This is a genomic window from Agrobacterium sp. FDAARGOS_525 (assembly GCF_003938925.1).
GTDB lineage: Bacteria > Pseudomonadota > Alphaproteobacteria > Rhizobiales > Rhizobiaceae > Agrobacterium > Agrobacterium pusense.
Genome location: NZ_RKIU01000003.1, coordinates 1,242,886 through 1,261,474 on the forward strand (window position 1 = coordinate 1,242,886; position 18,589 = coordinate 1,261,474).

Consider the following 18,589-nt stretch of genomic DNA (forward strand, 5'->3'; position numbering starts at 1 on the left):
ATTCAATTCCTTTGATGGCAATCATCAGGCTGCGGGAGGTCCGAGATTATCAGGCGTGAAAGCCGCGATAGTGGCTGGGCGGATACCGGTTATGCTGCTGCCAGACCCGCCGCAAATGCCGGGCGGAGGCAAAACCCGCCCGTTCGGCAATGGCCTCCATATCAAGGCGGCTGTTTGCGAGAATATCACGGGCGAGGTTGACCCGCATCAGGTTGACATAATCGATGACGCTGATGCCGGCATGCTCGCGAAACAGACGTGAGAGATGCCTTTCGCTGAGCGCGGCGATATCCGCTAGCCGCTCCAGCGACCAGTCCTGCGCCGGTTCGGCCATCACGCGGTCCTGCACCCGGTGAATGGCGGGATGGATGTGGTTGCGGCCTGTGAGCCAGGGGGAGATTTGCGGATCGTTACCGCTACGCCTGAGATAAACCACCATGGTTTTGGCGATGCGTGCCGCAACCGCAGGCGATGTCAGCCGGGAGACCACATGCAGCATCAGGTCGATGCCGGTGGAAATACCGGCGCTGGAGAAACGGTTGCCGTCCTCCACGAAAAGGCGGTTTTCGGCCACCTGTGACAATGGCGCAATGCGGCGTAGCCCCTCTATACAGTCGGCATGGGTCGTGCAGTTGCGTCCATCGAAAAGGCCCGCTTCGCCCGCCAGAAGCGCGCCGGAGCAAATGGAAATCACCGTGGTGTCGGGACGCACTGCACGGCGCAGCCATGTCGCCAGCGCCTGCCGCTCACGCTGCGTTCCCGGATCACTGTCGAAGCGTGATGTGCTCCCGGAGATCAGTAGAAGAGCATTTTCCGGCAACGTCGCCGGCAAGCTCTCAAGCCGGGCAAGCGCAAGACCAATGGAAGTTTGTTGTTCGTCGCTCGCAGCAATGTACCGGCAGTCAAAATGAATGTCGCGCTGTTCCCCGTTGGCATAACGGATCACCTCAAGCGGGCCGGCTATATCGAGCAACAGCGCATGTGGCGGCACAAGCGTATAAAAGGGAACGACGCGGGTGCCGCCCTCATCCATCAGGCGGCCTCTTTGATGGTTGCAAGCACGTCGCTGACAGTTGCGATGCGCGCGAAGCGGCCAGCCAGCACCAGTTCGGTTCGCTTGCGGATATCTTCCGCACTGAAAACGGTGCCGGAAGCATGTGTCATCGGGAAAGTCAGCGTCGCTTCGCTGACGTAGTCGACTTTGTAACCAAGATCGGAAGCGTGCCGGGTCGTGGTTTCGCAGCATTGCTCGGTACGGATGCCGGAGACGATCAATCGGTTGATGCCCTTCTCAGTCAGCCAGATTTCAAGACCGGTGCCGGCAAAGGCCGAATGGCGGTTCTTGTGAAAGGTGACATCTGGGGTAATTCTTACGCCCTCAAGTGCACGGATGTAACCGCTGTCTTTTGAGAAGGCCTTGTCACCATCGACATGGAAGATCTGCACAACGGGAATACCAGCAGCTTTGGCGCCATCGATGAGCGCCTGCTGCTTCTCAAGATAAAGCGAGAGGCCGCTTTCATCAAAGTAGGGGGCGTGACGAAAGGATTCCTGAACGTCGATGACAAGCAGCGCGGTGTTGGAAGAGGACATTTCACGGTTCTCCGTTGGGTTCATATCTAGCATCATTTCCCTTTTGATGTACGTATAAAAGCAGCCAGACCGACAATGACCGGACAAATTCGGCCATTCTTTATCAGTCGCGCTGCCGCGGCTTGCCAGAGTGTGTGGCGGTGCTAAGTTTCCAGGAATGACAGAACGGGAGAACGGAATGCTGCGCTTCGGAATAATCTCAACGGCGAAAATCGCTCAGGACCACGTTATTCCGGCAATACAGGATGCACAGAACTGTGTGGTCAGCGCCATCGCCAGCCGCGATCCTGCCAAAGCGCGCGCGGTGGCCGATCGCTTTTCAGTGCCCTACGCTTTCGGCTCCTATGAAGAAATGCTGGCTTCTGATGTCATCGATGCGGTTTATATTCCGCTTCCCACCTCGCAGCATGTGGAATGGACCGTCAGGGCGGCTGATGCCGGCAAGCATGTTCTTTGCGAAAAGCCGATTTCATTAAAGGCCGAGGAGATAGACGCCCTTATCGCCGCGCGCGACCGTAACGGCGTTATCGTATCCGAGGCCTTCATGGTGGCCTACGCTCCGGTCTGGGCGAAAGTGAAAGAACTGCTGGCTTCGGGCGCAATTGGTTCGCTGAAACATGTGCAGGGCGCTTTCACCTACTTCAATCGCGATCCCGGTAATATGCGTAATATTCCCGAACTGGGCGGCGGCGCCCTGCCGGATATCGGCGTCTACCCGACGATCGTGACGCGATTTGCCACCGGTGCGGAACCGAAACGTGTGCAAGCAACCGTCGAACGCGACAGTGAATTCGGCACGGATATCTACGCTAGCGTCAGGGCCGATTTCGGCGGTTTTGAACTGAGCTTCTATCTGGCGACACAACTCGCCTCCCGCCAGCTCATGGTCTTTCACGGCACGGACGGTTACATCGAGGTAAAGTCGCCTTTCAACGCCAATCGGTGGGGTGCGGAAGAGATCGAGTTAACCAATCAGACCCATAACGCCTCGCAAATCTTCCGGTTTCAGGACAGCCGTCAGTACAAGCTGGAAGCGGAAGCCTTTGCCCGTGCGGCGAAAGGTGAGGGCGACGTCGTCACATTGGAAAGCTCAAGGAAGAACCAGCTTTTCATCGACGCCATCTACCGGGCGGCGGAAAAGGACGGCTGGGAAACGGTTTAGTCTCGCTCTTGCCGTTGCCTTTGAAGCCGCCAATAGCCGTAAAGCGCCAGCACCAGTGCCGCGAATGCTGAAAAGACAAGTGGCACGAGCGGTTGCACCAGGGGGTTGCGCCATTGCAGCAGCGCAAAAAGCCCGACGCTGACAATACGTGAAGTGAAAGTTACGGCGTTCATCAAAAAACCGTTCGGCCTAACTGATGCCGCAGCATTGACCCGGTTCAGCCGCCAGCTTGTTGCGAGCCCCGTTGCCGCGCCGGGCACGCGGGCGACGAGCGGAGCAACGCCGAGATAGAGCATAAGCAGGCAGGTAACGATGATGTCGGCGGCCAGCCCGCAAATCTCGGTAAGGGCAAAGCGCGGAAGCCTCAAGGCCGGGGGGCTTTTAGAGGGTTGGCTGAGTGGAACGCGGGCGCTGCAGCACGAGAAGGCTGATAACGACACCGACGACACCGAAATTGTAACCGGCGAGTGCCAGAAGCAGCGACATCAGCGGTACGGCCGTGGGAGAAAGTGCAATCGCCACGCCATAGGCACCGATAATCATCATGCAAATGAAAACGATGCCGAAAACCGAACGTAACGCAACTGCGGTTACGCCAAGCACTGTGGCGGTGAGAAAAATCATGATGCCGCCTCCTCTTTGGTTGCCGGGCCTGGGACAGACGTAACGCCGTCTTCCCTAACGAACCCTTGTTTTCTCCTCCATTCCCCATTTTCCTAACTCTGTAGTTGAGGATATGGTTTCATCGCGGTTAAAAAAGCGCTGGCCGGCGCTGGCATTTCCGAATCGACGGCTTTTGGTTACAAAAAGGCATGAGCGATATCTTCTCCCACGCCGCATTGAGCAATCTTGCCGAATTCTCGGTCTCCGAACTGTCGGGCTCCATCAAACGCACGGTGGAGACGGCGTTCGAACAGGTGCGGGTGCGGGGCGAAATTTCTGGTTATCGTGGGCCGCATTCGTCAGGACACGCCTATTTCTCACTGAAGGATGATCGCGCCCGCATCGATGCGGTGATCTGGAAGGGCACCTTCTCGCGGCTGAAATTCCGCCCGGAAGAGGGCATGGAAGTCATCGCCACCGGCAAGATCACCACCTTTCCCGGTTCCTCGAAATATCAGATCGTCATCGAAAACCTTGAGCCTGCCGGCGCCGGCGCGCTGATGGCGCTTTTGGAAGATCGCCGCCGGCGGCTGGCGGCGGAAGGGCTGTTCGATCCGGCCCGCAAGCGCCGCCTGCCTTTCATGCCGCGCGTCATTGGAGTTGTGACCTCGCCAACGGGCGCGGTCATCCGCGATATTCTCCACCGCATTTCGGATCGTTTCCCGGTCCATGTCGTCGTCTGGCCGGTCAAAGTGCAGGGCGAAGGCTCGGGTGAGGAGGTGGCGAACGCCATTCGCGGCTTCAACGCGCTTCAGCCCGGTGGTGAAATTGTCCGTCCCGATGTGCTAATCGTTGCCCGCGGCGGCGGCAGTCTGGAAGATTTGTGGAGCTTCAACGACGAAATCGTCGTGCGCGCCGCTGCCGAGAGCGAAATCCCGCTGATTTCCGCCGTCGGACACGAGACCGATACGACATTGATCGATTATGCCGCCGACGTGCGCGCCCCGACGCCGACGGGAGCCGCCGAAATGGCGGTGCCGGTGCGGGCGGAACTCGAAGCGCAGCTGTCGAGCCTCGCTGCCCGCCTTTCCGGTTCGGTCTTGCGGCAGATGGACAATCGCCGTCAAGGTGTGCGGGCGCTGGTGCGCGCGCTGCCTTCGCTTGATCAGCTTCTTGCTTTGCCGCGCCGCCGGTTCGACGAAGCCGCGAGCGGTCTCGGTCGCGGATTGGAAATAACAGCTCTCAACAAGCGCCGTGCCTTCGAACGTTCTGCCTCGGGTCTCAGGCCGGAAACCCTGTTGAATGGTCTCAAACACCACAGGCAGCGGATTACTGAACGTATGCACCGGGCTGAGACCCTTGTGGAACGCCGCCTGTTGCAGGGCAAGGGCCGCGTTGATGCTTTCGATTCCGCGTTGCGTTCGCTCCCCGCCCGACTTCTCGGCCAACTGGAGCGGCAGAAGGAACGCGTCGTCACCGCGTCTCGCCGCGCCGATACCGCCGTGTTGCATCGCATGGCGCAGAACCGTTCGGGTCTCGCCGCCCATGATCGTATCCTGCAATCGCTGTCCTACAAGAACGTGCTGAATCGCGGCTACGCGGTGATCCGCGATGATGAGAACCGGCCGCTGACTCGTGCGGCGGCTATCGCGTCAGGCGCTGTCGTCTCTATGGAATTTGCCGACGGTCGCGTCTCCGCCATCACAACGGGAGAGAGGACGCCGTCCCCGGATACGCCCGTCGCGTTGAAAAAGAAGCCGGTCAAACCGGCTTCTTCGGACCCTGGCAACCAGGGCAGCCTGTTCTGATCAGATCGATGCCGCATCTGAAAAACGGCGGCTGACGGTGAAGGTCTTTTCGATATCGGGATGCAGCTCCATGCCGAGGCCAGCGCCGGGCGGCACGGTGATCATGCCGTTCTTCACTTCCGGCAATGCGGTCACGAGATCGCGATACCAGGTCTCGTAGAAGGCACGCACGCTTTCCTGCACCAGCGCATTCGGCGCATTGAGCGACAGATGTGTGGAGGCGCAGAGCACCACCGGCCCGGTGCAATCATGGGGGGCGACAGGCAGATGCCAGGCTTCCGCCATCGAGGCAATCTTGCGCGCTTCGGAAATCCCGCCGCACCAGCTGATATCAAGCATCACCACACCGGCAGCACCTGTCTCGAGCAGGTCGCGGAAGGCCCAGCGGGAGCCAAGCGTTTCGGACGCGGAAATCGGTGCGGGCGAAACAGCGGCATACCGCGTCAGGCTGGAAAGGCTGTCCATCTTGATCGGGTCTTCATGCCAGAAGGTCTGGTATGGCGTGAGCGCCTTGGCGATCTGCATGGCGGGCAGAAGCTGCCACATGGAGTGAAACTCCACCATGATATCCATCTTGTCGCCCACCGCTTTGCGGATTTTTTCAAACGGCTCAAGCGCAGTCTTCAGGTCCGGCATCGAGATATATTGCCCGCGCGTCTTCTCCGCCGCTGCATCGAAAGGCCAGATCTTCATGGCCGTGATGCCGTCTTCCAGCAGCGAATGGGCAAGCTCGTCCGCGCGATGCAGGAAGCCGTTCAAATCGTCATAATCCTTGCCACCGGAGAGGCCGTAATTGGCCGTCTGCTGGCCGGTGGCTTTCTTGATATATTCCGTGCCCGCGCAGGTATTGTAGGTGCGGATTTCCTTGCGGCTGAAACCACCGAGCAGCTGGGCTATCGGCTGGTTGGTGGCCTTGCCGAAAATATCCCAAAGCGCAATATCGAATGCCGAATTGCCGCGCACTTCCGCACCGGATGAGCGGAAGCCGAGATAACCGACGAGATCCTGCGCCAGAAGGTCGATCTGCAGCGGATCGCGGCCGATGACCCTGGGTGCAATATATTCATGCACATAGGTCTCCACCGTCTCGGCGCCATAAAAGGTTTCGCCAAGCCCGGTAATGCCTTCATCCGTATGGACCAGAACCCAGAGCAGGTTTGCCCGTTCCGCCACGCGGACGGTCTCGAGTTTGGTGATTTTCATGAAGTGTCTCCTCCAGAGGCAGTCAGTTTCCGTCTGGGACTGCGTTGAAAAAATCAGGCGATGCCGGCCGCCAGAAGCGCGTGAACGCTTTCATCGAAATGACGCGCCATCAGCGTTGAAGCGGTTTGCGGGTCACCGGCGGCAATGGCCTGCCCGATGGCGATGTGAAGTTCGCCTGCAGCATGTCGCTGTGCATCGGATGTGCGGCTTTTCCAGCCGATCGGCCACGTCTGGCGCGTCACATTCTGAAAGGCGCCGAGAATGAGTTCGAAAACCGGGTTCTTGGAGGCTCTTGCAACAGCAAGGTGAAACGCCAGATCATGTTCCATGACCTTGTCATTGTCGCCAAAGTCCCGCTCCATGTTGTTGGCATGGTCGAGAATGGTGAGCGCTTCCGCATCCGTTCGTCTGAGCGCCGCGAGCGTCACGGTTCTGACCTCGATCGTGCGGCGCACATCGTAGATCTGCTGAATGTTGATCTGCTCAGTGTGAATGCCATGTTCGAACATCAGCGACATCGCACCATGATCCAGCGTCGCCACCGTAGCGCGTTTGCCGGCGCTGACATCGATCAGCCGCATGGCCGATAGGGACCGGAAGGCCTCACGGACGACGGTGCGGGAAACGCCGAGCTGCTGCGAGAGCGAAAGTTCGCTCGGGAGCTTGGCGCCGGGCGCAAGTTCGTTTTCGCGGATATGACGGGTGATCGCGCCGATCGTGCTGCTGACGAGGCCGGATTCATGCGAAATGGCACTTAACATTTTTCCTCCAACCTGTAGTACAGGTTTACGGAAAATTGCTTACAGGATTTTTGGGCGCGAAACAAGCGGCATCACGGAGCATTATGTTTGCCAGCGGAAATGCCTATGCTTCGAAATCCCGCAAGAACCGTTTCAACAGCTGGTTCAGCGTCGTGCGCTCTTCCTCGCTCAGACTGGAGACCAGACGCTGCTGGTTTTCGACATGTGCGCCGACCGCTTCCTCGACAATCGAAAATCCCGGTTCTGTTAACGATATCAAGACGCTGCGCCGGTCGTCGGGATTATGTATGCGCTTCACAAACCCAGCTTTTTCGAGCTGGTCAATGCGGTTGGTCATGGTGCCGGAGCTTACCATTGTCATCGCCAGCAGATCGCCGGGGGAAAGCCGGTAGGGTGATCCGGAACGCCGTAATGTCGCTAGAACATCGAAAGCGGAGGAGGAAAGTCCGTGCTTCAGCAGCACGGTCTCCACCTCTCGCGCTAGATGGGTCGTGAGACGGTTCAGGCGCCCCAGCAGCGCCATGGGTTCGACATCGAGATCGGGCCGCTCCCTGCGCCATTGCGCCAGAATGTGATCGACGCGGTCAAGTGGTTCTTTGCTCATCATCAAGGCATAACAATTAGTATCTTGACGTCAAGATAAAATCACTTAGGGTGCATTTGTCTTGATATAGAGATTCTTGAAATGAAGAAAAATACAGCCTATGCCGCCGATGTGCTGACGACTTCTCTTGCTCCCGCTATTTGGGGCACGACCTATTTCGTCACCACCGAGCTTTTGCCTCATGGATACCCTCTGCATGTCGCCATGCTGCGCGCATTGCCGGCTGGCGTGTTGCTGCTGCTTTTCGTGAGAAAACTGCCAAACGGTATCTGGTGGCCGCGCAGCCTCATTCTGGGGGCACTGAATTTCTCGTTCTTCTGGGCGATGCTTTTCGTTTCGGCCTATCGGCTGCCCGGCGGCGTGGCGGCAACGGTGGGCGCGGTCCAGCCCCTGATCGTGATTGGCCTTTCCCGGCTGTTTCTCGCGACACCGGTCCGGCCGCTGGCTATCGCGGCCGGTTTTCTGGGTATTGTCGGTGTGGCGCTTCTGGTTCTGGCGCCGGGGGCTGCGATGGATGGTATCGGCGTGGCGGCAGGCCTTGCCGGTGCCGTGTCCATGGCTTTTGGAACAGTGCTGACCCGCAAATGGCGTCCGCCGGTGTCGAACCTGACGTTTACCGCCTGGCAACTGACAGCCGGTGGTATCCTGCTGCTGCCGGTCGCGTATTTTTTTGAACCCGCACTGCCGACGCCGACGGCCGCCAATATTCTCGGCATGGCCTATCTGGGTCTTATCGGCGCTGCCTTGACCTATTTTCTGTGGTTCCGCGGACTTGCCCGCATCGAACCTTCCGCCGCCGCATCGCTTGGTTTTCTAAGCCCGGTCGTTGCAACCCTGCTCGGCTGGCTGGCGCTCGGCCAAAGCCTCACGCCAGCGCAGATCGCAGGTTTCGTTGCGGTGCTCTTCAGCATCTGGCTCAGTCAGCGCAGCCAGTTGCCGAGATAGGTGTCGTCAGGCCCATTCGCCCTTGCGCATGACAGGAACCGTGGAGCCATCCGGCCTCACGCCGTCAATATCCACCCTGTCGGAGCCGATCATCCAGTCGATGTGGATCAGGCTGGAATTGCCGCCCTGCGCCTTGATCTGATCCTGCGACAGCGACGCGCCGTCGAGGAAGCATTTCGAATAGCACTGACCGAGCGCGATGTGGCACGAGGCATTTTCATCGAACAGCGTGTTGTAGAACAGGATGCCGCTTGCCGAAATCGGCGAGGAATGCGGCACCAGCGCCACTTCACCGAGACGCCGCGCGCCTTCGTCAGTGTCGAGTACCTTGTTCAATACAGCTTCGCCCTTCGAAGCCTTGGCTTCGACGATGCGTCCACCCTCGAACTTCACCTGGATATCGTCGATCAGCGTTCCCTGATGCGACAGGGGCTTGGTGCTGGAGACGTAACCGTCGACGCGCAACGCGTGCGGTGTCGTGAACACTTCTTCGGTCGGGATATTGGGGTTGCAGGTGACCCCATTCTTGGCGGTGGAGGCGCCGCCATGCCATTCGTGGCCGTCCGCCAGGCCGATTTTCACATCCGTGCCGGGGCCGGTGAAATGCAGTAAAGCGAAACGTTCGCCATTCAGCCACGCCGAGCGCTTGGCAAGGTTGGCATTGTGCTCAGCCCATGCGGCGACCGGATCAGCCAGATCCACCCGCGAGGCAGCGAAGATGGCGTCGGCAAGCCTGCGGACCGCTTCGTCTTCCGTCACGTCGGGAAACACCTGCTTTGCCCAGGAGGGGTTCGGATAGGAGATGATGTTCCAGTTGATGTCGAAGTTGGAAATCTTCTCCAGCGCCGGCTTATAGGCGGTGGAGTTTGCTTTATTGGCGCGGGCAACCTTGGCGGGGTCCTGTTCGGCCAGCAGCATGGGGTTATCGCCGGCAATTGCCAGCCGCGCCGCGCCGTTCGAATAGGCCTTTGCCATGCCATCATAAAGCCAGCCGGAAGCCCGGTCGAAATTGGCGTCGCTCGCATGGCGATAGCGGGCAAGCGTGGTTTCTTCGTCGGAGTAAAAGGTGGTAACCAGTCCGCCGCCCGCCATATAGGCATGTTTTGTCAGCAATCGCACCAGCGGCAGCGCTGCCAACGGCGCGGTAATCACCAGATCCTGATCCTTCTGCAATTGCAGACCGACCTTGATGGCGACTTCGGCCAGTTTTTCGAGTTTGACGGGATCGATGGGGGAAACAGTCATGATCTGCCTTCGTCTATTTCAATCGGAGGCGCCGACCATAGCCCATTCCTTCTGAAAGCCAAACGCTTTCAGGCGCGCCCCTTGCGCCTCAATCGGCGACCAGCGGTGCGGCAATGGCCTTCAGTGCCGTTTGGGCATCTCGGGGAGAAAGCCTCACCTGCAAGCCGCGCTGCCCACCATTCATGTAGACATAATCATGCGTCATCGCTTCGGCCTCGATGGCCGTAGGCACCTGTTTCTTCTGCCCGAAAGGGCTGATGCCGCCGACATGGTAACCGGTGGCACGCTCGGCATCGGCAGGTTTCATCATGCTGGCGGATTTGCCTCCGAAAGCGGCCGCAAGCCTCTTCATGCTGACCTCACGATCCGAAGGGACGACGACACAGACCGGCTTGCCGTCCAGCTCCGCCATCAGCGTTTTCAGCACCAGATGCGGTGGCTCGCCGATCGCCTCGGCCGCCTGCAGGCCAATGCGGTCTGCATTCGGGTCGTAATCATAGGTAACGGTGGTGAAGGCGACGCCCGCCTTGTTCAGCATCTGGGTGGCGCGGGTTGTTTTGGACATGGCAGATTGCAGTCACGCAAAAAGAGTCTGGTAGGTTTCAGGCTTGAAACCGACGGTTATCTTGCCCTTCGCCTCCAGCACCGGACGCTTGATCATGGAGGGCTGCTCCAGCATCAGTGCAATGGCCTTCTCGCGGCTCAGGCCAGCCTTCTGGCCGTCATCGAGTTTTTTGAAGGTCGTACCAGCGCGGTTGAGAACCGTTTCCCAGCCCGCGGCATCGCACCATGTCTCCAGATGGGCGCGGTCAATGCCCGAGGCCTTGTAGTCATGGAAAGAATAGTCGACGCCATGGGTTTCCAGCCAGCTTCTGGCCTTCTTCATCGTGTCGCAGTTCTTGATGCCGTAAATGATGATCGTCATGCTGCCAGCCTCTTTGTATTCAAGCTTTCCGGCATAACAAAATATCCGCCTTATTCAACCCGCCGGCTGAGGCGCCCTGCGTCCTTTTGAAGACGCCAAGCCTGAGCCATGCGAAATCGCAATGGCTGATATCCGAACGAGCGCGAGCAAAGCTGCATGGCTTCCCTGCTACATCGTGAGTTGTAGAACGGTGCGGAAATGCCCATTATCTGGGCATCAAAGATGGAGAGAAAAATGCGTCAGGTTGCAAAGACATCGCGTAACTTCTTCGGTGAAACTTTCGCCGTTCTCGGTGCAGCGCTCTCGGTTTCGGCCGCTGTTCGCGCGCATCGCAAGCCCGCCCGTGCCGATCTCGAAGCGCTCGGCATCGATGGCAAGGCATTCGACAAGGTTCAGCTCTAAGCTGGTTATTGTTCCCGGCGAGGCGGCACCGCCTCGTTCGCGCCAGATACCGGAACACCCGGTTCTCGGCGGGCGCTACAAACTGCGCTTTTGCTGGCGCATCCTCTGCGTCTAACAGCAGTGGGGCAGCTAATGCTAGGCATGTATGCCGTGCTTTTTCACGCAAGCGTTATCGCGCCGCCATCTTGTGCGCCGACCGCTTCTGCGGCCTGAATATTTTTTCCGGCAGATATAATTGACTTTCCGGCTGCTCATAGCGGTCCGCTTTCGCCGAAAGCGGGAAGCGCCCGAGAGATTCGTGCCGCGTCTCTCCATTATGGCTGAAGATGAGTTCGAAGCTGCCCGCCAGCCAGCTATATGGTTTTTCAACAGGCATGATGTCGATTTTCCCGCAGCCATAGACCACGGTGAGATGCGGCGTGAACGACGATGCGGCGACAAAGGGCAGATTGGCCCGCCAAAGCGCGCGCTGCACCATCTTCGCCAATGCTCTGAGCTCCAGCATCTCGCGGCGGCTGCTTAGCGCCAGACAGCTGCGATTGCCGAAAAGCGAGCTGCCATCGAACGTAATCGGAACGGGACGCGCCCTTATTTCCCCCAGTGCCGCCTTCAGCCGGTTTGCAAAACCGCGAGGCACGGTGTCGAAACACCCGACGCAAAGGAGGGTGATATGCAGAAGCTCGGCTGGATGGGCCGCCCGCTTCGTCCGCCCGGCGGCATGGCACGATGCATCGGTGAAAATTCTCTCCGCCAAGGCCACGGGCGGCTTCAGCACGATTAAGACCTTGTTGCCAAATCGCGGATTGACCCGTCGCTGCTTCTCCAGATCGAATCCTTCGAGGAAAAGCTGCCCTGACCCTCCATTATCCGTCAACTCGAAACTCACGACGATGCTCCACGGCCTTTGCTCAAGGCCGCAATATTATCATCGCCGAGGAAAATTGGAAGAACAAAAAGCGAACAAAACTTCACCATATGCGGGGCAATATCCGATACGGCCTTTCGCGAACGCAATCCGTATGACCCGGCAACTCTGTCTGGAGCATACGATCTTCCCAGCTGGTCCGCGGGACCAGCATTCCGCTAGCCAAGGTGGCGGGAAGCAGGGCCAACCAACAAGCCAATGCGAGTGGCATGTCGATGGGGGCCAGGCAATGACGGGGCAATGGCTGAGGGCATGCCTTTCTTTTATGGTTCTCCGCCTGTGATCGTCGGGGTCGATCCTCGTCCGGATCCCATCGCCGGAGCTTATTCACTGCGAAAAACGTGTTTGACATTCTACCTACTAGTTGGTAGGTAAAAGCATGAAAAGCTCTAAAACCAAAGCCGATGACATTCTCCAGTGCGCCCGGACCCTGATTGTGAGAGGGGGCTATAATAGTTTTAGCTATGCCGATATTTCCCATGTAGTCGGCATTCGCAACGCGAGTATCCATCACCATTTTCCCAGCAAGGCGGACTTGGTCGCGAAACTGGTGTCACAGTACAGGCACGAGGCCGAAGCCGGTATCGCCGCGCTGGAGCAGCACATTCCAGATCCGCTGGAGCAGCTTCGCGCCTATATCGGCTATTGGGAGCGCTGCATCGCCGATGCAACCCATCCCTTCTGCGTCTGTGCGCTGCTTGCCGGCGAAATACCGATTCTTCCCGAAGCGGTCGTTCTCGAGGTGCGTGCGCATTTTCGGAGTCTCTCGGACTGGCTTACAGCCGTGCTGGAGCGCGGCGCTTCCCAGGGGCGCCTTGCACTAACCGGCACAGCGCGGGTCAATGCTGAGATGTTCATGGCCACCGTGCACGGCGCAATGCTCTCAGCGCGCGCACATGGCGATGCCACAAGCTTTGGCGCCATAACCCGCCCGATGCTGGAGCGCATCACCGCTTGAACTGCATCTTGCGAGGGGCGTCGACGCATGACCCAAACGAGACCGACCGATCAACTAATGACGCTGCTCTGGCAGACATGCCGGCGACAATCTGCGTTCCGGACCACCCCATCTTTCAGGAAGAGAAAGGCAATTTCGCATGTTCGGTATTTCTTCGCTTGGCTGGATCCACACGCTCGGCAGTCTGCCCGCCATTCCCGCGGCCATTTTCATGTTTACCCGTTACGGTCGCATCGTCCCCCGATCCACGCCCGGGGCAATCTACTTTGTGTCCATGCTGATTGGCGCTGCAACTGTCTTTCTTGTGGCGCATCAGCCAATCAGCTACGTCGTTGGCGTCCTGACCATCCTGTTCCTGCTTGCAGGCTACGGTATCGAACGCGTTCTGGGTTCAACGCGTATCGCCAGATATATTGAAACCATCTGTCTCAGCATTACCGCGTTTCTGTTGATGGTCCCGACGGTGAGTGAAATTCTGCGCCGTGTTCCCGACGGTCATCCGATAGTGACAGACCTGAAATCGCCGCTGCTTCTCGGCGCCCAGGCAGGATTGCTGGCGATCCTCGTGGTCGGCCTGACTGCCCAGATGATCTATCTCATCCGACAAAACAAAAACGCCGCGAACTAGTCGCGGCGTCGTCTTTCTTCCTTAGATACGGTGGCGTTGCGGCAGCAACCTCACCGTATCGAGTATGGTCCTATTCCCACTCAATTGTTTTTCGCCCAGTTAGGTCATTGATCTAACTGGGTTTTTTCTTATCCGCAGCATCGAAAGCCGACGCTCGGACCGTCAAAATCTTACGGTGTTGATTTTAAAAGGAAATTCCGTTGCAAATTTTTTCGCGTGGTTTCGGCATCTATCGCTGCCGATTGGGTTCCCAAGGGTCGCCGCAGACCAAGCCGTGCTCCACTCGCAACCTTCAGAAAGTACCGTCACTTCAATAGCAGAGTCTTCTCTCATACGCGAACATACCGGCCCCGGTCCGCGGCGTCGTCAACGAGGTCTGTCTAATCGGAACTCTTCAGCCGGAACATCCACACGCCATGCTGAGCTCGGATGGGCGATACAGTCGTGGTCGTAGTGGTCCAAGCAGCAATAGATTTCGCTGACCGAGATGGTGGTGACGTAAACCGCATAATCGGGGAGATCGTAGTATGAGGCGTGATGAGCAGCATACCAGATCGCCTTATCGAGAGAGGAGGTCCACGACATTCCCAGTGTGTGGACGGGCCCTGCGCATCCTCGAAACAGCGTCGCGCGGTCGCCGGTGATCTGCGTTAGAGGCTTGAGCGTGCGCAGCCGCTGCCGATCACAAGCATCGAAGATCGCCTTGATCGTCTCGACCCCATAGGCGCTGAAGTGCGACGAGTGGACATAGCAATCGAGCCATGCCGGCTCCAAAACCTGCAACCGGCCAAGCGCCTGATAATTGCGCACAATGAAATGGAGCGCCTCCGAAGGGATGTAGCCGTGGAAGTTGTCGCCACGCTGGATCGCGGCTCGAACATGCTGAGCGTCAGCCTCCTCAATGCCGGCAAAGTCGAGCAGGTCCAGGCTCATGCAGGCACTGCCGCGGGGTCAGCCGGCAAGGCGACAATGTTGTCGGCCCCGAACCAAGCTGTGAGCCGCGCCATCGCGTCTGCACTGAGCAGCTGCGTAAACAAGATCGCTAGGCGGATCTTCGGCCGCGAGCATGCCACATAGAACAGATTGCGGTTGTTCTCGAAGAACTCAATCTTGTCGGCGGGCGGACCAGGCTCGATCCATTCGAGCATCTGGCCGAAATTATATTTGTTCCACCCACGACCGACGATCACCAACACATTCTCGAACTCCGCGCCCTTCACGCCGTGCTTGGTGGCGAAGGGTGTGTGTCCGTCGATGAACTGGTCGAGGGCGATCAGCTCCGTGTAGGGGACCGCACGCAACTTCCGAAGCCGGGTGACGCGGCGGGACTCCCCGTCCATCGCCTCAGGGCCGGCGTCGGCCAGTCGTCGTTCCGCTTCTTCCACAGGCTCGGGTAGGCGCATGTGCGGCTGAGCGGCGATGAAATCGACAACCTCGCCGATCGTCCCCGATGTTCGCAGCGCGATCAGTGCGGTCATAGCCTCCGTCCATGACACCTTGTCCGCGTGCTTGTGGATTTTGGGCATCCCGGTTCCGAAGCATCCAAACATTTCGCCGTAACGCTTCGCCTCGAAGGCGGCGCAAGCCGGCTCCAAATGGTCGGCCAGAAATTTGATGTGGGGATCGTCCTTCTTCAGCCAGGGATCATTAAACTGGCCATAGATCGGCGGGATGCTCGCATAGCCCTGCTCGCGCGCAAGGACGCTGTGGCTGAGCATGAGAATCTTGGTTTTCCCGACCCCGAGGTCCCAGCCGTCGGCCGCAAGTCTATGCTTGATGTGCGCGAAATACGCCTTGGCCGCCTCGGGGCTTGTATCACCGGTCCAGTGCCCGCCGCCTTGCCCGGTTCGCCTGACGCCGGGCCAGAGATTGGTGTGAAACACGCGCGCTTCGCCCGGCATCGCAGGATCACGCACCATTTGCGGCAGCGCCGGCCGCATTCGATTGAGAACCTGGACGATTGGATCGGTGGATCGGAAATTCGCGTTCTTGTCGATCACTTCCAGCGCTGCGTGCTCGACCAGGCCGCAGCCCTCGCCATAGATCTTCTGCCAGTGATCGCCGAACAGGCCGAGCTGCGGACCTTGGCCCGTGTCCAGAAACCAGACCTTGATCGCATCGACGAAACCGGCGTCAGTGTCCTGATATTCGTCGATGAGCAGGATGGGATAACGCGCCGTCAGGACCGATCGGAACTTCGGATAGTCAAGCGCCTGCATCATCAGCGTCAGAACGTCTTCATGCCGAAGCGTCACCTGCTGGTCGCCGACGCTGGGGTATCCCAGCTCGTAATGGACGCGGCGTGCTCCAATGCCGCCAACAGGTTCGAGACGCTCGGCCCAGCCGTCAAGAGCTGGCACAAGTGTGCGGAGCATCGATTGAAAGTCCTGAAGGGTGGACCAGCAGAAGCCGTGGATCGTCTCGGGACGCACCGCCGGATGAGCCTGGATGCGGGAGATGATCTCATCCTTGGCGACGTTGGTGTAGGTGATGCAGCCGACTTGCTGGCCGCGACGAAGAAGCTCGGCGCCCCGGCGGTCGATCAGGCGACGAAGCGCCTTGTCGAGGGAGTAGGTCTTTCCAGCGCCAGCGCCTGCCTCCAGACGAAAGCTGCGCCCCTCATCGAGACAGGCAAACATCCGCTCAAGGGCGACGCGTCCGGCGGCGTCTGCGGGACTTTCCGCTTCCTCAGCCATTGTCGCCAACCTCGGCCACGTTCACCGCGACGCCCGCGGCGTCAGCAACGATCTCTACCGCGACTGGCGGAGCCGGCTCCGCGGGGGCGGGATTGCCTTCCGCCAGCCAGCGCAGTCCCTCGGCAATATATCGGGGAACATTCCATTCGATGTGCTCGATCGCGTGCTCTAGCGCGAACGTAGATTTCTTCTGATCACCGGCGAGCGCATAGGCCGCAAGCGCGCGATCGCCATCACCAAGGGGAAAGCGCGCAGGGTTGGCCAGGATGAAGGCGTCCTCGAAGCTGCGGCCACACGGTCCGTCCTGGGCCTCTGGAATCTGAAAGGCGATGCGCCGAATGCCAGTTGTCTTTTCGGCCGCAGTCTTTCCCAACAGAGCCTCCGGCGAGACGTCGTCGCCGAACAAGGCCTTCAAGCACCCGTTGCTGGTGAACGCGCCCTCCGCAACAGGCACGGCGACACGCTTCCCGCCATCGTTCGGCTTCACCGCGTCGATGTCGGTGATGATGAGGGTACGCAATTCGAGGAAGGACAGAAGATCGAAGAAGCGGTGGGCATAGGCGCCGCCGACCTCCATCACCGTGAGATACTGGCTGCCGAGCTGCGGTTGACCAGTGGCGGCGCTGTCCGTCTTGCGGATCATTGCGGGAAGCAAAATCCGCTCTGCCGTGCCCTCGATAAGGACCGCCTTGTCGGCGAAGAACAGATCACACCGCGTCAGCGTCAAATACTGATGCAGAAATTCACGATCGGGCTCGGTCGCGCCACCCATGCCCTTACGCAAATCCTTGACGACCGAACGGCGCATGCCTTCCCCATCTGGTACTGAGAGGAAATAGCGCATGGCCTCAAAGCGCGCTTCATTCGCCATGTGGGGAGAGTGGGTGGTGACGACGAACTGGACCGGCCACGGCCGGTTCTCGTTGAGCTGAGCGACGAAGGCGCTGGTGATCTGATCGAGCTGCCGGATGAAGACCTCCTGCATCTGAGGATGCAGGTGCGCCTCCGGCTCTTCGATGAAAATCAGATGCACCCCGGCCGCGGTCGGCGTGGCCTGATATTCGCGAAAAAAACGTAACAACTGGAGCAGCATATAGACGAGGTTACGCACGCCGAGCCCATTGTAGGTTTCGGGCAGGGTCATGCCGTTCACGCCGACGTAGCGAACCTTGGTGTGATCGTTCAGCAGCTTTTCGACATCGAAGCTGGTCTCGGTAACGAGGCCCGGATCGGAGAGGCCGGGATAGCCGAACAGGTCGAACGTCGGCAGGAGTGAGGTGAGCTTGGCGTTGAAGCCGGCATGTAAGTCGCCTTGGATTTGCTCCACGGCCTCCTTAAGCTGCTCGGCCGTTGTCCGCCTCTCTGGATCGACGGGATCGGTCAGCGCCGACTGAAAGAGTACCTCCACGACCTTCCCCAGAACGTCCCGCTCGCGATGCGTGTCATCGTCCAGGCCCCGCTGCGCGTTTATGAAGCCGCCCCGGATGAGCGTCGTGAGCGTTTTCGGCTCCAGCGACTTTCGATTGGTCGGGTCATTAGGATCGACGGCCTCCAGCGATGCCGCGTAGGCAGCTTGGACGCGACTGCCCAACGCCCGAAACAGGTTGCGGCGGTTGATCGCCACGTCATCGCCGGCGGCGAGATCGGTGAAGAGCGCTGCAGGTGCGGTTGGCCGAGGGCCATAGGTAAGAACAAGCCTTGCGTCGCTGCTGTCCGGATCGAGATCGACGATGCACTCGCTCAACGGGCCGAGGTCGGGGGCGTCAATATCGTAGGTGATGTCGATCGTAATCTTGATGGATGGGAGGAGTTCGACGATGTCGGGTGCAGGTGTCCCCGCGTTGCTTGCTTCAAATGCCGTCCAGAAGCACTCGTGGCAGCCTAGGGAAAAGTCCTCGATCCTGAACGATGGCACCTTATCGCCGAGGAGTCTCCGGAACAGCTCTGCAATCGACGTTTTGCCGCTGTTGTTCCGGCCGACAATCAACGTGGTACGATCTTCGAACCCCACCGTGACATCGCGCAGGAGCCGAAAATTCTCGATTTGAACTTCCTTGATCCGCACCGAGCACCCCCCCGTTTTTTAATTGTCTTCGGGCGCCCCAATCTTCGGCGCCCAAAGGAACTTACC

At 59.0% G+C, this 18,589-nt stretch carries 20 protein-coding genes; 6 read left to right on the plus strand and 14 right to left on the minus strand.

Annotated features, from left to right (window positions below; translation table 11 throughout):
• Positions 1-49: 49 nt before the first annotated feature.
• Together EGT36_RS07205 and EGT36_RS07210 are read right to left on the minus strand one after the other, a co-directional pair.
• Positions 50-1,033, minus strand: coding sequence for a GlxA family transcriptional regulator (locus tag EGT36_RS07205; protein ID WP_006699725.1), 984 nt, complete (start codon positions 1,031-1,033; stop codon positions 50-52).
• Positions 1,033-1,593 carry an isochorismatase family protein gene (locus EGT36_RS07210; RefSeq protein WP_037089447.1) on the minus strand — a complete coding sequence of 187 codons (561 nt, stop codon included), beginning with the start codon at positions 1,591-1,593 and terminating at the stop codon, positions 1,033-1,035. Before EGT36_RS07210 ends, EGT36_RS07205 begins: the two co-directional genes overlap by 1 nt.
• A 178-nt stretch (positions 1,594-1,771) precedes the next feature.
• Between EGT36_RS07210 and EGT36_RS07215 the strand changes: the two genes are divergently transcribed.
• Entirely contained in the window at positions 1,772-2,755 is a 984-nt protein-coding gene (locus EGT36_RS07215; RefSeq protein ID WP_037089444.1) for a Gfo/Idh/MocA family protein, read from the plus strand.
• Here EGT36_RS07215 and EGT36_RS07220 read toward each other — a convergent pair.
• A complete protein-coding gene (locus tag EGT36_RS07220) occupies positions 2,752-3,123 on the minus strand; it encodes a hypothetical protein (protein WP_037089441.1) in 372 nt (123 codons plus the stop codon). The two genes, EGT36_RS07215 and EGT36_RS07220, sit on opposite strands and share 4 nt — an antisense overlap.
• A gap of 13 nt (positions 3,124-3,136) precedes the next feature.
• Positions 3,137-3,379 carry a hypothetical protein gene (locus tag EGT36_RS07225; protein WP_037089439.1) on the minus strand — a complete coding sequence of 81 codons (243 nt, stop codon included), beginning with the start codon at positions 3,377-3,379 and terminating at the stop codon, positions 3,137-3,139.
• Positions 3,380-3,567: 188 nt separating this feature from the next.
• Between EGT36_RS07225 and xseA the strand changes: the two genes are divergently transcribed.
• Positions 3,568-5,166, plus strand: coding sequence for an exodeoxyribonuclease VII large subunit (gene xseA / locus EGT36_RS07230; RefSeq protein WP_037089436.1), 1,599 nt, complete (start codon positions 3,568-3,570; stop codon positions 5,164-5,166).
• On the opposite strand, the gene EGT36_RS07235 is transcribed toward xseA, so the two are convergent.
• The 3 genes from EGT36_RS07235 to EGT36_RS07245 all read right to left on the minus strand — a co-directional run bounded on the left by EGT36_RS07235 (position 5,167) and on the right by EGT36_RS07245 (position 7,734).
• Positions 5,167-6,369: a mandelate racemase/muconate lactonizing enzyme family protein gene (locus EGT36_RS07235; RefSeq protein ID WP_037089435.1), complete on the minus strand. Its 1,203-nt coding sequence runs from the start codon at positions 6,367-6,369 to the stop codon at positions 5,167-5,169.
• A 53-nt stretch (positions 6,370-6,422) separates the two neighbouring features.
• Positions 6,423-7,130 carry a FadR/GntR family transcriptional regulator gene (locus tag EGT36_RS07240; protein ID WP_004439405.1) on the minus strand — a complete coding sequence of 236 codons (708 nt, stop codon included), beginning with the start codon at positions 7,128-7,130 and terminating at the stop codon, positions 6,423-6,425.
• 103 nt (positions 7,131-7,233) lie between these two features.
• Entirely contained in the window at positions 7,234-7,734 is a 501-nt protein-coding gene (locus tag EGT36_RS07245; protein ID WP_037089606.1) for a MarR family winged helix-turn-helix transcriptional regulator, read from the minus strand.
• An 81-nt stretch (positions 7,735-7,815) separates the two neighbouring features.
• On the opposite strand from EGT36_RS07245, the gene pecM reads away from it, so the two are divergent.
• Positions 7,816-8,679 (plus strand): 4-hydroxybenzaldehyde efflux transporter PecM, encoded by an 864-nt coding sequence (pecM, locus tag EGT36_RS07250; RefSeq protein WP_006699718.1) that lies wholly within the window; start codon positions 7,816-7,818, stop codon positions 8,677-8,679.
• A 6-nt stretch (positions 8,680-8,685) separates the two neighbouring features.
• On the opposite strand, the gene EGT36_RS07255 is transcribed toward pecM, so the two are convergent.
• The 3 genes from EGT36_RS07255 to EGT36_RS07265 all read right to left on the minus strand — a co-directional run bounded on the left by EGT36_RS07255 (position 8,686) and on the right by EGT36_RS07265 (position 10,849).
• A complete protein-coding gene (locus EGT36_RS07255) occupies positions 8,686-9,924 on the minus strand; it encodes an aminopeptidase (RefSeq protein ID WP_037089433.1) in 1,239 nt (412 codons plus the stop codon).
• An 88-nt stretch (positions 9,925-10,012) separates the two neighbouring features.
• Entirely contained in the window at positions 10,013-10,489 is a 477-nt protein-coding gene (gene ybaK / locus EGT36_RS07260) for a Cys-tRNA(Pro) deacylase (protein ID WP_004439416.1), read from the minus strand.
• A 12-nt stretch (positions 10,490-10,501) separates the two neighbouring features.
• The gene (locus tag EGT36_RS07265; RefSeq protein ID WP_035206648.1) at positions 10,502-10,849 is read right to left on the minus strand and encodes an ArsC family reductase; all 348 of its coding nucleotides are present in this window, start codon (positions 10,847-10,849) and stop codon (positions 10,502-10,504) included.
• Between the two features lie 234 nt (positions 10,850-11,083).
• Between EGT36_RS07265 and EGT36_RS30435 the strand changes: the two genes are divergently transcribed.
• Positions 11,084-11,251, plus strand: a complete 168-nt coding sequence (locus EGT36_RS30435; RefSeq protein WP_003503889.1) for a hypothetical protein — start codon at positions 11,084-11,086, stop codon at positions 11,249-11,251.
• A 169-nt stretch (positions 11,252-11,420) separates the two neighbouring features.
• Here the strand turns inward: EGT36_RS30435 and EGT36_RS07275 are convergent, their stop codons facing one another.
• Positions 11,421-12,137 (minus strand): 2'-5' RNA ligase family protein, encoded by a 717-nt coding sequence (locus EGT36_RS07275; protein ID WP_045533020.1) that lies wholly within the window; start codon positions 12,135-12,137, stop codon positions 11,421-11,423.
• Between the two features lie 418 nt (positions 12,138-12,555).
• Between EGT36_RS07275 and EGT36_RS07280 the strand changes: the two genes are divergently transcribed.
• Together EGT36_RS07280 and EGT36_RS07285 are read left to right on the plus strand one after the other, a co-directional pair.
• On the plus strand, positions 12,556-13,134 hold the full coding sequence (locus EGT36_RS07280) for a TetR/AcrR family transcriptional regulator (protein ID WP_022555470.1): 579 nt from the start codon (positions 12,556-12,558) through the stop codon (positions 13,132-13,134).
• A gap of 139 nt (positions 13,135-13,273) precedes the next feature.
• The gene (locus EGT36_RS07285; RefSeq protein WP_006699713.1) at positions 13,274-13,762 is read left to right on the plus strand and encodes a hypothetical protein; all 489 of its coding nucleotides are present in this window, start codon (positions 13,274-13,276) and stop codon (positions 13,760-13,762) included.
• Between the two features lie 366 nt (positions 13,763-14,128).
• Here EGT36_RS07285 and EGT36_RS07290 read toward each other — a convergent pair whose 3' ends face one another.
• The 3 genes from EGT36_RS07290 to EGT36_RS07300 are packed head-to-tail and all read right to left on the minus strand — an operon-like array spanning position 14,129 to position 18,523.
• A complete protein-coding gene (locus tag EGT36_RS07290; RefSeq protein WP_125270158.1) occupies positions 14,129-14,695 on the minus strand; it encodes a hypothetical protein in 567 nt (188 codons plus the stop codon).
• Complete coding sequence (locus EGT36_RS07295; protein WP_125270159.1) at positions 14,692-16,458, minus strand: UvrD-helicase domain-containing protein; 1,767 nt, start codon at positions 16,456-16,458, stop codon at positions 14,692-14,694. The genes EGT36_RS07290 and EGT36_RS07295 overlap by 4 nt, the downstream gene beginning before the upstream one ends.
• Entirely contained in the window at positions 16,451-18,523 is a 2,073-nt protein-coding gene (locus tag EGT36_RS07300; protein ID WP_125270160.1) for an ATP-dependent nuclease, read from the minus strand. The genes EGT36_RS07295 and EGT36_RS07300 overlap by 8 nt, the downstream gene beginning before the upstream one ends.
• Positions 18,524-18,589 lie beyond the last annotated feature (66 nt).